General features: G+C 65.2%; 14 protein-coding genes. 10 read left to right on the forward strand and 4 right to left on the reverse strand.

Translation table 11 applies throughout. The annotated features are described in order from the left end of the window. Positions 1-358 precede the first annotated feature (358 nt). Together FS320_RS04215 and FS320_RS04220 are read right to left on the reverse strand one after the other, a co-directional pair. Positions 359-2,947, reverse strand: a complete 2,589-nt coding sequence (locus tag FS320_RS04215; protein ID WP_152709595.1) for an ABC transporter permease — start codon at positions 2,945-2,947, stop codon at positions 359-361. A gap of 11 nt (positions 2,948-2,958) precedes the next feature. Continuing rightward, entirely contained in the window at positions 2,959-3,651 is a 693-nt protein-coding gene (locus FS320_RS04220; protein ID WP_152709597.1) for an ABC transporter ATP-binding protein, read from the reverse strand. A gap of 72 nt (positions 3,652-3,723) precedes the next feature. Here FS320_RS04220 and FS320_RS04225 point away from each other — a divergent pair, with 72 nt between their 5' ends. From FS320_RS04225 to FS320_RS04255, 7 genes are all read left to right on the forward strand, one after another. Beyond that, complete coding sequence (locus FS320_RS04225; RefSeq protein WP_152709599.1) at positions 3,724-4,386, forward strand: arylesterase; 663 nt, start codon at positions 3,724-3,726, stop codon at positions 4,384-4,386. A 65-nt stretch (positions 4,387-4,451) separates the two neighbouring features. Then, a complete protein-coding gene (locus tag FS320_RS04230) occupies positions 4,452-5,495 on the forward strand; it encodes an aldo/keto reductase (RefSeq protein WP_152709601.1) in 1,044 nt (347 codons plus the stop codon). Between the two features lie 196 nt (positions 5,496-5,691). Next, positions 5,692-6,228: an RNA 2',3'-cyclic phosphodiesterase gene (gene thpR, locus FS320_RS04235; protein WP_152709603.1), complete on the forward strand. Its 537-nt coding sequence runs from the start codon at positions 5,692-5,694 to the stop codon at positions 6,226-6,228. A gap of 36 nt (positions 6,229-6,264) precedes the next feature. Next, the gene (locus tag FS320_RS04240) at positions 6,265-6,855 is read left to right on the forward strand and encodes a histidine phosphatase family protein (protein ID WP_152709605.1); all 591 of its coding nucleotides are present in this window, start codon (positions 6,265-6,267) and stop codon (positions 6,853-6,855) included. Positions 6,856-6,982: 127 nt separating this feature from the next. Next, positions 6,983-7,999 carry a YeiH family protein gene (locus FS320_RS04245; RefSeq protein WP_152709607.1) on the forward strand — a complete coding sequence of 339 codons (1,017 nt, stop codon included), beginning with the start codon at positions 6,983-6,985 and terminating at the stop codon, positions 7,997-7,999. Positions 8,000-8,066: 67 nt separating this feature from the next. Then, the gene (locus FS320_RS04250) at positions 8,067-8,369 is read left to right on the forward strand and encodes a 4a-hydroxytetrahydrobiopterin dehydratase (protein ID WP_152709609.1); all 303 of its coding nucleotides are present in this window, start codon (positions 8,067-8,069) and stop codon (positions 8,367-8,369) included. A 3-nt stretch (positions 8,370-8,372) separates the two neighbouring features. After that, positions 8,373-8,777, forward strand: coding sequence for a GFA family protein (locus FS320_RS04255; protein ID WP_152709611.1), 405 nt, complete (start codon positions 8,373-8,375; stop codon positions 8,775-8,777). Between the two features lie 7 nt (positions 8,778-8,784). Here FS320_RS04255 and FS320_RS04260 read toward each other — a convergent pair whose 3' ends face one another. Further along, positions 8,785-9,570, reverse strand: a complete 786-nt coding sequence (locus tag FS320_RS04260; protein WP_152709613.1) for an SDR family NAD(P)-dependent oxidoreductase — start codon at positions 9,568-9,570, stop codon at positions 8,785-8,787. 119 nt (positions 9,571-9,689) lie between these two features. Between FS320_RS04260 and FS320_RS04265 the strand changes: the two genes are divergently transcribed. The 3 genes from FS320_RS04265 (at position 9,690) to rlmN (ending at position 12,507) form a co-directional block, all read left to right on the forward strand. Beyond that, positions 9,690-10,037, forward strand: coding sequence for a YkvA family protein (locus FS320_RS04265; protein WP_244626973.1), 348 nt, complete (start codon positions 9,690-9,692; stop codon positions 10,035-10,037). A gap of 300 nt (positions 10,038-10,337) precedes the next feature. Further along, complete coding sequence (locus FS320_RS04270) at positions 10,338-11,045, forward strand: hypothetical protein (protein ID WP_244626969.1); 708 nt, start codon at positions 10,338-10,340, stop codon at positions 11,043-11,045. 148 nt (positions 11,046-11,193) lie between these two features. Then, positions 11,194-12,507, forward strand: coding sequence for a dual-specificity RNA methyltransferase RlmN (gene rlmN, locus FS320_RS04275; protein WP_152709617.1), 1,314 nt, complete (start codon positions 11,194-11,196; stop codon positions 12,505-12,507). Between the two features lie 158 nt (positions 12,508-12,665). On the opposite strand, the gene FS320_RS04280 is transcribed toward rlmN, so the two are convergent. Then, on the reverse strand, positions 12,666-13,172 hold the full coding sequence (locus tag FS320_RS04280; RefSeq protein ID WP_152709619.1) for a hypothetical protein: 507 nt from the start codon (positions 13,170-13,172) through the stop codon (positions 12,666-12,668). Positions 13,173-13,278: the final 106 nt, after the last annotated feature.

A 13,278-nucleotide genomic window follows, 5' to 3' on the forward strand; every position in this document is an offset into this window, starting at 1 on the left:
GCAAGGCCCAGGATCATGTTGTTGTAGACGCCGAGCATGAAGGTACGCAGGCCCTGGTCGACCTGAGCCTCCGTCCGGGCAAAGCCGGTGCCATAGGCGGTTTGGTTTTGCTCATACGGTTGCATCGGAGCCCTTTCTCACGGTGTCCCGTTGATGTTCCCTCGAAAGGCTGGGAAGTCAGCCCTCGGCCGGCGCAAGTTTTCGACGGCACCTGAAATATGAGAGGGCTGACTTCATTCCGCAAGGGGGAGCGTCAAGCTTCAAACCTTCGTGAAGAAGAAGAATGAAGAGCAGAATGAATGCTGCTCCTCGTTCGGCTTTCCGCGATCCTTTATAACGGCCCGAGCCGCGCTCGGCTTTAAACATTTCTCAAGTATGAAGCCGGCTTTTGACTTAAGATCCGCCAGGTTCCCATCAGGCCTAATCCGACGCTCACGAGCACGGCGAGCAGGGAAGCCAGCACGGCTCCCGAGAGATCTAACGTAAAGCTTAGGTTCATGACCCGGGTGATGATAAAATAGGACGCGACCGTGCCCGCCAGCAGGCCGAACACGGCCGTGGCCAAGCCCAGCAATCCATATTCGAGCGCATAGGCGGAGATCAGCCGGGCCCGCGTGGCGCCCAGGGTCTTCAGCACAACCGCATCGTAGAGGCGCGCCCGGTGGCCCGCCGCCAGGGCGCCGGCGAGAACCAGAAGGCTTGCGATCAGCGCGATGGAACTGGCGCCGCGAATCGCCATGACGAGTTGCGAAACCACGTCGTTCACCGCCTCCAGCGCGTCCTTCACCCGCACGCTGGTGACCATGGGATAGGCCTGAGCGGAGCTTCTCAGGATACGGGCGTCGAGCGCCGCGTCCGAGCCGTTCGGGAAGGTGACCGTGGCCAGATGCATATGCGGTGCGCCGGCAAAGGCGTTGGGCGAGAACACCATGACGAAGTTGATGCCCATGGAGCGCCATTCGATCTCGCGCAGGTTGGCGATGGTGGCGCTGATGTTGCGCCCGAGCACATTGACGGTGATCTCGTCCCCGATCTTCAGCCCGAGACCTTCCGCGATCTTGCGGTCGAAGGAGACGAGCGGTCTGCCGCGATAATCCTCCGGCCACCACTCGCCCTGCACCACCTTCGAGCCTTCCGGCGGCGCCTTGGCATAGGTGATGCCGCGGTCGCCCTCCAGCACCCAGGACACGTCCTCGTTCGCCTTGATCTCGGCCACGGGCCGCCCGCCGAGCGTCACGAGGCGCCCGCGCATCATCGGCATACGCTCGATATGGGCCTCCGGGGCCTGGTTCTTGAGGAAGCCCTCGAAGGCATCCGCCTGCTGGTTGGGGATGTCGAGGAAGAAGAAGCTCGGCGCCCGCTCCGGCAGGCTCTGTGTCAGCTGACGGGTCAGGTTGGTATCGATGAGCGCAAGGGTGACCAGCAACGTGATCCCGAGTCCCAGGGACAGCACCAGGGAGGGGGTGAGCGCACCAGGCCGGTGGATATTGGCAAGCGCGAGCCGCGGCGCGGTGCCGCGAGGACGCGGCAGGCGGCGGGCGAGCGCCATGATTCCCAGCGCGACGAGGCGCAGGAGCACGAAGGATCCGGCCGCCGCGCCCACGAACATCAGGGCGATGCGCCGGTCATAGGCGGCGAGCAGCGACAGCCCGACGAGGGCCGCGACGGACAGCAGGAGGGCCGTCAGGTAGCGTTTGCGCGGCCAGCGCCGCTCCGGGTCGATCTGATCGCGGAAGAGACCGGAGACCGGCACGTCATGGGCCCGTCCCAAGGGGGCCAGTGCGAAGACCAGAGCCGTGAGGATGCCGTAGAGCAGCGCGATGCCGAGCTCGCTCCAGGCGAGGGTCGGCTGGATCGGGATCGGCAGGAGGTGTCCGAAGAGCCCGGTGATCACGAAGGGAAGCGCAGCCCCGAAGGCCAGGCCGATGCCGATGCCGACCAGCGCGATCAGCATCACCTGCGTGAGATAGAGCAGCACCACCTGCCCGCCGGGAGCGCCGAGGCTCTTCAAGGTGGCAATCGAAGCGCGCTTGCGGTCGACGAAGCCGCGCACCGCATTGGCGACGCCCACGCCGCCGACGAGGAGCGCCGTCAAGCCGACGAGGGTGAGGAACTGGGTGAAGCGCTCGATATTGCGGGCAAAGCGCGGATCCGCGTTGAGGCGCGTGCGGATGTTCCAGCCGGCCTCGGGCAGGACGCGATTCGCCTCCGTGTCGATCCGCGTCAGTCTCTCTTCGGTCGATTGTTCCGGCGGCAGGGTCAGCCGGTACGTCCAGCGCACGAGGCTGCCCGGCTGCACGAGGCCGGTCGCCTGCAGGGCATCCTGCGAAAGCAGGAGCCGCGGCCCGAAGCCGATGCCGTCGGCGATCTTGTCGGGCTCGGAGACGAGACGCGCCCGCAATTCCACGTTGGCCGCGCCGACCGTGACGCGATCACCCACCTTCAGGTCGAGGCGAGCGAGGAGCGCCGGATCGACCGCGGCCCCGAAGGCGCCATTGCGCTCGGCGAAGAGATCGGCGGGGGCTAGCTGCGGATCGGTTTCGAGCATGCCGACATTGGGGTAGCCGCCGTCAACGGCCTTCATCTCCACGAGACCGGAGCCCTTCTCGCCGGCCACCGCCATCGCCCGCATGGTGGCAACGACGTTGACGCGGCCTTTCGATTCGAGGAACGCCCGCTCAGGCGCACCCGCCTCCCGCTGGAGCAGGGAGAAAGCCATGTCGCCGCCGAGAATCCGCCGGCCTTCGCGGGAAATCCCTTCGGTCAGCGAGCGGGACAGGGACGAGACGCTGGCAATCGCCGCCACGCCGAGCGCGATGCAGGCGAGAAAGATGCCGAACCCTCTCAGGCCGCCGCGCAATTCACGGAAAGCGAGGCGGAGCAGGAGGGGCAGGCGCGACGCGGATGCCGGGCGTCGCTGCGGCGTGGCGGGAAGGGAGCCGTGCATGACGAGCCCCCTCAAACCGCGACCGAGGCCGCGCCGGCCTCCACCTGCCCCGAGCGCAGGCGCACCATTCGATCGCAGAGGCGGGCGAGATTGAGATCGTGGGTCACGAGGACAAGGGTCGCACCCCGGTCGCGCTTCAGGGCAAAGAGCAGGTCGATGACGGACCCGCCCGTGTTCTCGTCGAGATTGCCCGTAGGCTCGTCCGCCACGAGAATGGCGGGATTGGGCACGATGGCCCGGGCGATCGCCACGCGCTGCTGCTCGCCGCCCGAAAGCTGCGCCGGATAATGGTGAAGGCGATGGCCCAGGCCCACCGCCTGCAGTTCCGCCTCGGCGCGCTCGAAGGCCTCATTTTCGCCGGCGAGTTCCAGGGGCAGCGCCACGTTCTCCAGCGCCGTCATGGTGGGTACGAGGTGGAAGGACTGGAACACGATGCCGATCCGCCGGCCGCGAAAACGAGCCAGCGCATCCTCATCCAGGCCTGACAGGTCGGTGCCGTCGACGATCACCTTCCCCGAATCGGGACGCTCGAGCCCGGCCATGGTCATGAGCAGGGTCGACTTGCCCGAGCCCGAGGGCCCGATCAGGCCCACCGCCTCGCCTTTGTCGACGCTCAAGGAAATTCCTTTGAGAATATGCACCCGTGCGGGCCCGCGCCCGAGGCTCAAATCGACATCGTGCAGCGCGATGGCCTTGTCCTGCATACCCACTCACCCGATCTGTTGGAAAATCCGAAGCTACCCGGTTCTAGTCCGGCATAGATGGGAAGCCTATCGATGAAGCGCCAATCCGGCCCATTCATGACGATCATTTTTGCGTGTGCGGCGGTCCTCGTCGCCGTGATCGCCCCCCTCCCCGCAGCTCACGCCCAAAACAACCCAATCCGCCTCGTCGCGCTGGGCGACAGCCTGAGCGCCGGCTACAACCTGCCGCAGGAAGCGGCCTTTCCGGTGGCGTTGGAGCGCGCGCTCAAGGCCAAGGGCTACAGGGTGGAGGTCGCCAATGCAGGCGTCTCCGGTGACACCTCCTCCGGCGGCCTCGACCGGCTCGACTGGTCCGTGCCCGACGGCACCGACGGAGTGATCCTGGAACTCGGCGCCAACGACATGCTGCGCGGCCTCGATCCGGCTGGGACCCGCAAGAACGTCGAGGCCATCGTCGAGCGCCTTAAAAGCCGCAACATCCCGGTGATGCTCGCGGGCATGTATGCCTCGCGCAATCTCGGGCCGGAATATGTGCAGAGATTCGACAGCATCTATCCGGACATTGCGAAGAAGCACGACCTTGTGCTCTATCCCTTTTTCCTGGATGGAGTCGCCGGCGACCGGTCCCTCAACCTGCCCGACGGGATGCACCCGACGGCCAAGGGCGTTGAGATCATCGTCGAGCGCATCCTGCCCAGCGTCGAGAGCTTTCTCGCCCGCCTTTCTCAGCGCTGATCGTCTTCAGCGCCTCATTCTCGCCTGAACGCGGCGGATCATGTCCCCGCGAGGAGCTTATGCCCATGGAATACCGCCGCCTCGGCCGCACGGACCTCAATGTCAGCCTCCTCTGCCTCGGCACCATGACCTGGGGCCAGCAGAACACCGAGGCCGATGGTCACGCGCAGATGGATTATGCCCTTGAGCAGGGCATCAACTTCTTCGACACGGCCGAACTCTACTCGATCCCGCCCCGCCCCGAGACCCAAGGCTCCACCGAGCGGATCATCGGCTCATGGTTCAAGGCGCGCGGCAGCCGCGACAAGGTGATTCTGGCATCAAAAGTGATCGGCCGCTCCGACAGCACCTGGTACCGGGATGACGGCTCCAAGGGCGAACTCTCGCGCGCCCAGATCGAGGAGGCGGTGAACAAGAGCCTCAAGCGGCTCCAGACCGACTATATCGACCTCTACCAGATCCACTGGCCCGACCGCCCCATGCCCTGGGGCTCGAACCCGACGATCTTCCGCCACCAGGAAGGCCAATCCCACCCCATCGCCGAGACGGTCGAGATCATGACCGACTTGGTGAAGGCCGGGAAGATCCGCCATTTCGGCCTCTCCAACGAGAGCGCCTGGGGCACCATGACCTTCCTCAAGCACGCGGACGCCAAGGGCCAAGCCCGAGTGCAGTCGGTGCAGAACGCCTACAACCTCCTCAACCGCACCTATGAGGTCGCGCTGGCGGAGGTCACCATGCACGAGAATGTCAGCCTGCTCGCCTACTCGCCGCTGGCCCAGGGCTACCTGACGGGCAAGTACCTCGACGGCGCCCGTCCGCCGGGAGCGCGCACGACCCTGTTCAGTCGCGGCCAGCGCTACGAGAACCCGACCGCCGAGGCCGCCATCCGCAAATACATCGCGCTCGCGAAGGAATTCAGCCTGGATCCGGCCCAGATGGCCCTCGCCTTCGTCAATTCCCGCCCCTTCCTCACGTCGAACATCATCGGCGCGACCTCCATGGAGCAATTGAAGACGGATATCGCGTCGATCGAGGTGACGATCACGCCGGAGCTGGAGGAGCGCATCAACGCGATCCATGTCGAGCACTGCAATCCCTGCCCGTAATTCACCCTCTCGCGTCATGGCCGTCCCCGGGCTCGATCCGGGGATCAGTCCCGGCCATCCCGATTCACAAATGCGCTGCGCTCTGCTCCTCGTCATCGCCGGCCTTGTGCCGGCGATGACGAGGAGGATGCCCCCATCGGAACAAACCTCACCACCAATCGTCTGAATCACACCAGCAAGCCTCGGGAGGTGCCGTATGCCCCGTCTGTTCACCGGCATCGAGATCCCAGCCGAGATCGCCCTGGCCCTCTCGACGTTCCGCGGCGGCCTTCCCGGAGCGCGCTGGATCGATCCTGAGAACTATCATCTCACCCTGCGCTTCATCGGCGATATCGACGACCGCATGGCGGACGATGTCTATTCGGCCCTTGGGGAGAGGCGCCAACGCACTCCGCTCACCATCACCATCGACGGGCTCGACACCTTCGGCGGCGGGAAGCCCCGCGCCGTCTTCGCCCGCACCTCCGGCAATGGCGAATTGAACGAGCTGCAGGCGGAGCAGGAACGCCTGCTGCGCCAGATCGGCCTGCCGCCGGAGACACGCAAGTTCACGCCGCACGTGACCCTGGCGCGCCTGCGCAACGTCTCGCCCATCGATGTGGCCGACTACATCGCGACCCGCGGCCATTTCCCGAAGCTGACCTTCACGGCCGACCGCTTCGTTCTGTACTCCTCCCGGAATTCCGTCGGTGGCGGGCCTTACATCATCGAGGCGGCCTATCCCTTGAGCTAGCTCGACGCGCGGGTGTGGGACGGTTATTTCGCGTCCATGGCTTCACTTGTCTTCATCACCCATCCCGAAGTGGTCATCGACCCCGACCAGCCCATTCCCGAATGGCCCCTGAACGCCATCGGGCGCGCCCGCATGGAGCGTTTCGCGGGACTGCTCGCCGACAGGGACATCTCTGCCGTCTATGCCAGCACCGAGCGGAAAGCGCGGGACGGTGCCGCCATGGTGGCGGAGCGCCTCGGCCTCTCCTATCGGACCGACGAGGATTTGGGCGAGAACGACCGTTCCGCCACGGGCTACATCGCGCCGCCGGAATTCTGGGACGTAGTGCGCGAGTTCTTCGGCCGGCCGCATGAGAGCATCCGCGGCTGGGAACGCGCCGTCGACGCGCAGACGCGAATCGTGCAGGCCGTCAGCCGGATCCTGCGCGGGGACGAGACCTCCGGCGATATCGTCGTCGTCTCCCACGGGGCGGTCGGATGCCTGCTCACGGCGCACCTGCAGCAGGTCGACATCGGGAAGGAGAGCCGTCCTCGACATCCGGGCGGCGGCTGCTTCATCGTCATCGACCGTCATTCGTTCACACTGACTCAGGATTGGCGCGCCATCGAGGACGGGTTCGCGGATTGAGCGAAATTCTCTTCGTCGTTCCGGGCGCCGCAGGCGAGCCGGGATGGCCGTGGTGCGTTTCGCGCTTGCATCCTGCCGGCCTTGAGACTAGCCCCTGAGCCAGAGGCCTGAAGCAGAACGACTTTCCATGATCCGTAACCGCATCGCGCAACTGGCGCCCGGCATAGCCTTGTGCGCAGCGATCGCGCTTGCCGCGATGGGCCTGCAATGGGTCGAGGAGCACTGGGCCGGCCGGCCGTGGCTGGAGGCGCTCGTCATCGCGATCCTGCTCGGCACCGTCGTGAGGACCCTTTGGACGCCCGACAGGCGCTGGGGTCCCGGCATCGGCTTCTCCGCCAGGACCCTGCTCGAGATCGCCGTGATGCTTTTGGGCGCCTCGATCAGCTTTCAGGCCGTTCTCGATGCAGGTCTTGGCCTCATCCTCGGCATTGCCGTCGTGGTGGTGCTGGCTATCGGGGCGAGCTACGGGCTCGGCCGATGGCTCGGCCTGCCGAAGCGCATGGCGATGCTGGTCGCCTGCGGCAACTCGATCTGCGGCAATTCGGCGATTGCCGCCGTGGCGCCCGTCATCGGGGCGAAGCCGGAGGACGTGGCTTCCTCCATTGCGTTCACGGCCATCCTCGGCGTGATCGTCGTGCTCACCCTGCCCCTGCTGGTGCCGCTCCTCGGCCTGTCGATGACCCAATACGGCGTGCTCGCGGGGCTGACGGTCTATGCGGTGCCCCAGGTGCTGGCCGCCACCGTGCCGGTGAGCCTCGTCAGCACGCAGCTCGGCACCCTGGTGAAGCTCGTGCGCGTGCTGATGCTGGGGCCGGTGGTGATCGCGCTGTCGCTCGTCGCAGGCCACGGAAGGAAGAACGCGAAGCCGAGCCTGTCCTGGGGCCGGCTCGTGCCCTGGTTCATCGTCGGCTTCCTGAGCCTCGCAGTGCTGCGTTCCCTCGGCGCCGTTCCCGATGCGATCCTGCAGGTCATCGTGCCGACGGCAACGCTCCTGACCGTCATTTCCATGGCGGCATTGGGCCTCGGCGTCGATCTCAGGGTCCTGAAAAGTGTCGGCGCCCGGGTGACGCTCGCCGTGACGCTCTCGCTCCTGGTGCTGATCGCGATCAGCTTGAGCCTCATTCGGCTCCTCGGCATCGCATGAGGCCTTGAAACCTCGCCCTGCCGCTTCATCACTAAGGCGACCCTTGTCCTCACGATGAAGTGCGCTCATGCCTCGCCTGACCGAAGCCGAACGTTCCGAACTCCTGCCCGCCCTCGACGGCTGGGCGCTCGTCGAAGGCCGCGACGCGATCCATAAGCGCTTCGTGTTCGACGATTTCAACGCGGCCTTCGGCTGGATGACCCGCGTCGCGCTCGTGGCCGAGGCCATGAATCACCACCCGGAATGGTCGAATACCTACAACAAGGTCGAGGTGACGCTCGCCACCCACGACGCCAAGGGTCTGACACGCCGCGACATCGAACTGGCACAGCGCATGGACCAGATGACGACAGGAACGGCGAAGCGATAGACCATGACCGAGACACGCATCCGGACGGGCGGCTGTGCCTGCGGGCAGCTGACCTTCAGGACCCAAGGCGAGCCGAAGCGCGTGGGGCTCTGCCATTGCATGACCTGCCGCAAGATCAGCGGCGCGCCCTTCAACGCCTACCTGATCTTCGCCATCGATCAGGTGGCGATCTCGGGCGACTTTCGGGGCTGGTCCGCCACGCCGGAATCCGAGCGCTGCTTCTGGACTTCGTGCGGCTCGCAGGTCTTTGACCGGGACTCCGATACCGAGATCGAAATCAAGCTCGGGGCCTTCGACGAGCCCAACCTTTTCACGCCGACCTATGAAGCCTGGGCCAGGCGTCGAGAGCACTGGCTCCGCACCCCGGATCTCGAGAGCTTTCCCGAGAACCGGGGTAAAGCGTCGTGAACGCTTCCTATTTCGGCTGCATACGCAGCGCGCCGTCGAGGCGGATGCCTTCGCCGTTGAGCATGTCGTTCTCGATGATGGCCTTCACCAGCGTCGCATATTCCTCGGGGCGCCCGAGCCGCGAGGGGAACGGCACGTTGGCTTCGAGCGCCTTGCGGTAATCCTCCGCGATGCCCTCGAACAGCGGCGTGTGGAACAGGCCGGGCATGATCGTCATCACGCGGATGCCGAAGCCGGACAGGTCGCGGGCGACGGGAAGCGTCAGTCCCAGCACGCCGCCCTTGGAGGCAGCGTAGGCGGCCTGCCCGATCTGCCCGTCCTGCGCGGCCACCGACGAGGTGTTGACGATGACGCCGCGCCCGCCATCGGGTGTCACCGGGTCGAGCCCGGCAATCGCCGTAGCGCATTTCGCGATCATGGCATAGGTGCCGATCAGATTGATCTCGACCGCGCGGCGGAAGCTTGCCACGTCGTGCGGGATCAACTCGCCCGTTTCGCGTTTCTTCGAGACCGTGCGCCTGCCCGGCGCAATGCCGGCGCAATTGACGAGAACGCGCTCGATGCCGTTGGCGGCGCGGGCCGCGGCAAGGGCCGAATCGATGGAAGCCTCGTCCGTGACGTCGGCCTTGCAGAAGACCGCCCCGATGTCCCGGGCAACCTCCTCGCCGCGCTCGGCGTTCATATCGAGAATGGCGACCTTTGCGCCGCTGGAGGCAAGCATGCGCGCCGTGGCCTCGCCGAGGCCCGAGGCACCTCCAGTGACGATGGCTGCCATCAATTTGTCGAGCTTCATCGCTTTTCTCCCACTCTCTGGAGACCTCTTAAGCTATTCTCGACGCAACGGGAACGCAGACCATGGAAGGAGCAGATTACATGAGCGAACCCTTCACGAAGCCTTTTACCAAGGCCGAGATGGAGGCCATGCGCGAGGCAACCCGTGACGAGGAGGGCCTGAAGCGTCGGTTCTGGGACAAGCTGAAGCGGGTTGCCGGCAAGGTTCCCTTCGCGGAAGACCTCGTGGCGGCCTTCTTCTGCGCCACGGATCCGTCGACGCCGAGCCGCGTGAGGCTCATCCTCCTCGGAGCCATCGCCTACTTCGTGTTCCCCGCGGATGCGGTCACCGACCTTCTGCCCCTGTTCGGCTTTGCCGACGACGCCGCAGTTCTGGCAGCCGCCATCACCCAGGTGGCCGGTTCCATTACGGAAGAGCACAAGGAAAGGGCGCGGAATGCCCTGAGGGATGCGACCGGACGAGGCTAATTCCGTCTTGGAAGGATTCTATTCAGGAGAAAGAATATTGACTTATTGAAATGTTATTATAGCTGTCGTAAAGATGTCTTGTTCGCAAAAAAGTTATTTCGTTTCCTCGGGCTTTTAAAGACGAACAAGCTTTTCAACACACCTCTGGGCCGCTTCGGCGGCCCTTTTTATTGGGCTGCGGTTCAGCTGAAACCGCCATGCTTGTCCCACCGCCACGTTTCGACGCATCGCCAATTCCCTGGCGCAGCCTTAACGGAGATGGTGAAGAGTTCTTAACCATCCGCCTATATGGTCCGCCCCATGATTACTGCATCTCTCCAGCGCGGCATCGCCGCAGGCATCCTTTCCGCCATTTTCGCCATCGGAACCGGGTCTGCAGTTCTGGCTCAGTCCCAGCGTGGGCAGCAATCGACGCGCCCGGCCGCAGCCAAACCAGCGCCAACGGCAATGCCCAAGCCTGCGACGACGACGAGGACCAATGCGGCCAAGCCCGCAGCGGCAGGAGCCGCAGCTGGCGCGGCGGCGGCCAGTGCCGCAAGGCCGGCCCAGGCGGCGACGGGCCCGGGCGGCGCTTCGCTCCTCACATCCTATGGCGACTGGGGCGTCTATACGGCTCAGACCGGCCGCTCGAAGATCTGCTATGCCCTGAGCCAGCCCAAGGACCGGCTGCCGAAGAACGTGAACCGGGACCCGGCCTATCTCTTCGTGTCCTTCCGCCCGGCGGAGAACGTGAAGAACGAGGTCGCCCTGGTGCTCGGCTTCGCCGCCAAGGAGAACGGCCCGGCGGAAGCCGCCATCGGCAATGCCTCCTATGCTCTGATCACCAAGACCACGAATGCTTGGCTCAAAAACCCCGCCGAGGAAGGTCAGGCCATCGCCACCATGGCACGCAGCGGAACCGTGACCGTGAAGATGCAATCGGCCCGCGGCTCGAGCCTGACGGACCGCTATTCCCTCACCGGCTTCGGCAAAGCTTTGGAGCACGCCCGCAAGGAATGCGCGTCGTAAGCAGAAGCACCCTGCACCGTTGAAAATGACAGCCTCGATGCGCATGTTCCGGGCCTGAAAGCCCGGAATTTTGCGTTGCGAGGCTCACGTTTCCGACGCAATCGTGTTATAAGACCCGCTCATTCCCAACAACGAGGCTGAATTTCCCATGGCGACGGTGCTCGACATCGCCAAGCGTAACCCCAATGCGGCCCCCGTGGCCGTGAGCGATGCCGCGCGCGCGGCCGGGTTCATCGAAAAGAAAGCGGAGCTGAACGTGGCGGCGGGAGCAGCCCCCGGCGGCGCTTCGCTCATCGGCCTTACGCGCGACCAGCTCAAGGATTCGCTTTCCGCCATCGGCGTGCCCGAGCGCGAGCTCAAGATGCGCGTCGCCCAGCTCTGGCATTGGATCTATTTCCGCGGGGCGAAGAACTTTGCCGAGATGACCAATATGGGCAAGGAGCTGCGCGCCAAGCTGGCGGCCGCTTATACGCTTGCCCGCCCGCAGGTCGTGTCCGAGCAGGTGTCGAAGGACGGCACCCGCAAGTGGCTCATCCGCATGCCCTCCACCGGCCCGCTCGACAAGGGCGCGGAGATCGAGTGCGTGTACATTCCGGAAGTCGACCGCGGCACGCTCTGCGTGTCGAGCCAGGTCGGCTGCACGCTCACCTGCTCCTTCTGCCACACGGGCACACAGCGCCTCGTGCGCAACCTGACCTCGGCCGAGATCGTGGCGCAGCTCATCGTCGCCCGCGATTCCATCGGCGACTGGCCCGACGCCACCCCGCCGGAAGGCGCGTTCGTGCCCAACGACGGCGGACGATTCGTGTCCAACATCGTGTTCATGGGCATGGGCGAGCCGCTCTACAACATCGGTGACGTGATCGCCGCCATCGACGTGATGTCGGACGGCGAGGGTCTGACCCTGTCCCGCCGGCGCATCACCGTCTCCACCTCCGGCGTCGTGCCGCAGATGGAGCGTCTGGGTGCGCAAGCGAACACCATGCTGGCGATCTCGCTCCATGCGGTGCGCGACGAGTTGCGCGACGAACTGGTGCCGATCAATCGCAAATACGACATCAAGCAGCTGCTCGATGCCTGCCGCGCCTATCCAGGCCTGTCGAACGCGCGCCGCATCACGTTCGAATACGTGATGCTCAAGGGCGTGAACGACTCGGATGCAGACGCCCGCGAACTCGTGCGCCTGCTGAAGGGCATTCCGGCGAAGATCAACCTGATCCCGTTCAATCCTTGGCCCGGCTCGAAATACGAGTGCTCGGACTGGGAGCGGATCGAGCGCTTCTCCGAGATCGTCTACCGCGCAGGCTACGCCTCGCCCGTCCGCACCCCGCGCGGCCGCGACATCCTCGCCGCCTGCGGCCAGCTCAAGAGCGAGACAGAGAAGCTGCGCGCCCGCGCCCGCATGATGGCCGAACAGGGCATCGGGGCCGAAGGCGTCTATGCCCTGGGGGACGGGGAGTAGCGCTCCGACTTTCCACGCCTTCGCTCAGAAGAGATCATACCTCTCCTCGTCATGGCCGGGCTTGTCCCGGCCATCCCAATCGGAAAAACGTGACGCTTCAATTCATCGGGATCACCGGCACAAGACCGGTGATGACGGAAGAGGAAGCGGAGCATTCCCTAAGCATTGTCCCGCACCGCCTGCGCGCGTTTGCCCGCCTGCGAGACGCGCCCGGCGTCCATGGGATTGACGATCCGCTCGCGACGGGTGCTCGGGTTCTTGCGCATGCCGGTCCGGGGCGTCCGTCCGGAACCGGGACGCTCCGCGGCCTCTGCGCCCTGCCGCAGAAGCAACGCACGGCGGGCGTTCGCCCGGAATTCGTCCGCTTTCCGGTGCATGCGCTCGCTGTTGATCCGGGTCAGGGCCTCGGCCAGGATGCCCGCCTTCTGACGGTTGCCGGCATCCTGCTTCTCGAAGGTCGTGGCCTGCCGGCCCTTGCCGCGGACGTCGCGGCGCTGGCGATGGGCGATATCCCGGGCCCGGTCGCGCCGCTCCCGCAGACGCTGGGTCAGGTCCTTGAGCGCCGCATCCTCCAACTTGCCCAGCACGGGATAATGGGTCTGCTCGACGAGGGTATATTCCTCGTCGCTCATGAGCCGTCGCTCGTCCAGCTTCGACGTGGCCATGACGTCCTCCTCCTGCATGGATGCCCGCCGCCCTGTTCCTTAACTAGAGCATTTTTCGGCGAAGGGGCTCCGGTTCACCGAAAAATGCCGCAAGGCAAGGAAGGGA

The sequence above is a fragment of the Microvirga tunisiensis genome, from assembly GCF_009296175.1.
In the GTDB taxonomy this organism is placed as follows: Bacteria; Pseudomonadota; Alphaproteobacteria; order Rhizobiales; family Beijerinckiaceae; genus Microvirga; species Microvirga tunisiensis.

What these genes read in the sequence shown, in the direction of transcription:
- FS320_RS04215 (WP_152709595.1), bottom strand. Translation starts at nt 2,947, where the DNA reads ATGCACGGCTCCCTTCCCGCCACGCCGCAGCGACGCCCGGCATCCGCG.
- FS320_RS04220 (WP_152709597.1), bottom strand. Translation starts at nt 3,651, where the DNA reads ATGCAGGACAAGGCCATCGCGCTGCACGATGTCGATTTGAGCCTCGGG.
- FS320_RS04225 (WP_152709599.1), top strand. Translation starts at nt 3,724, where the DNA reads ATGAAGCGCCAATCCGGCCCATTCATGACGATCATTTTTGCGTGTGCG.
- FS320_RS04230 (WP_152709601.1), top strand. Translation starts at nt 4,452, where the DNA reads ATGGAATACCGCCGCCTCGGCCGCACGGACCTCAATGTCAGCCTCCTC.
- thpR (WP_152709603.1), top strand. Translation starts at nt 5,692, where the DNA reads ATGCCCCGTCTGTTCACCGGCATCGAGATCCCAGCCGAGATCGCCCTG.
- FS320_RS04240 (WP_152709605.1), top strand. Translation starts at nt 6,265, where the DNA reads ATGGCTTCACTTGTCTTCATCACCCATCCCGAAGTGGTCATCGACCCC.
- FS320_RS04245 (WP_152709607.1), top strand. Translation starts at nt 6,983, where the DNA reads ATGATCCGTAACCGCATCGCGCAACTGGCGCCCGGCATAGCCTTGTGC.
- FS320_RS04250 (WP_152709609.1), top strand. Translation starts at nt 8,067, where the DNA reads ATGCCTCGCCTGACCGAAGCCGAACGTTCCGAACTCCTGCCCGCCCTC.
- FS320_RS04255 (WP_152709611.1), top strand. Translation starts at nt 8,373, where the DNA reads ATGACCGAGACACGCATCCGGACGGGCGGCTGTGCCTGCGGGCAGCTG.
- FS320_RS04260 (WP_152709613.1), bottom strand. Translation starts at nt 9,570, where the DNA reads ATGAAGCTCGACAAATTGATGGCAGCCATCGTCACTGGAGGTGCCTCG.
- FS320_RS04265 (WP_244626973.1), top strand. Translation starts at nt 9,690, where the DNA reads ATGGAGGCCATGCGCGAGGCAACCCGTGACGAGGAGGGCCTGAAGCGT.
- FS320_RS04270 (WP_244626969.1), top strand. Translation starts at nt 10,338, where the DNA reads ATGATTACTGCATCTCTCCAGCGCGGCATCGCCGCAGGCATCCTTTCC.
- rlmN (WP_152709617.1), top strand. Translation starts at nt 11,194, where the DNA reads ATGGCGACGGTGCTCGACATCGCCAAGCGTAACCCCAATGCGGCCCCC.
- FS320_RS04280 (WP_152709619.1), bottom strand. Translation starts at nt 13,172, where the DNA reads ATGGCCACGTCGAAGCTGGACGAGCGACGGCTCATGAGCGACGAGGAA.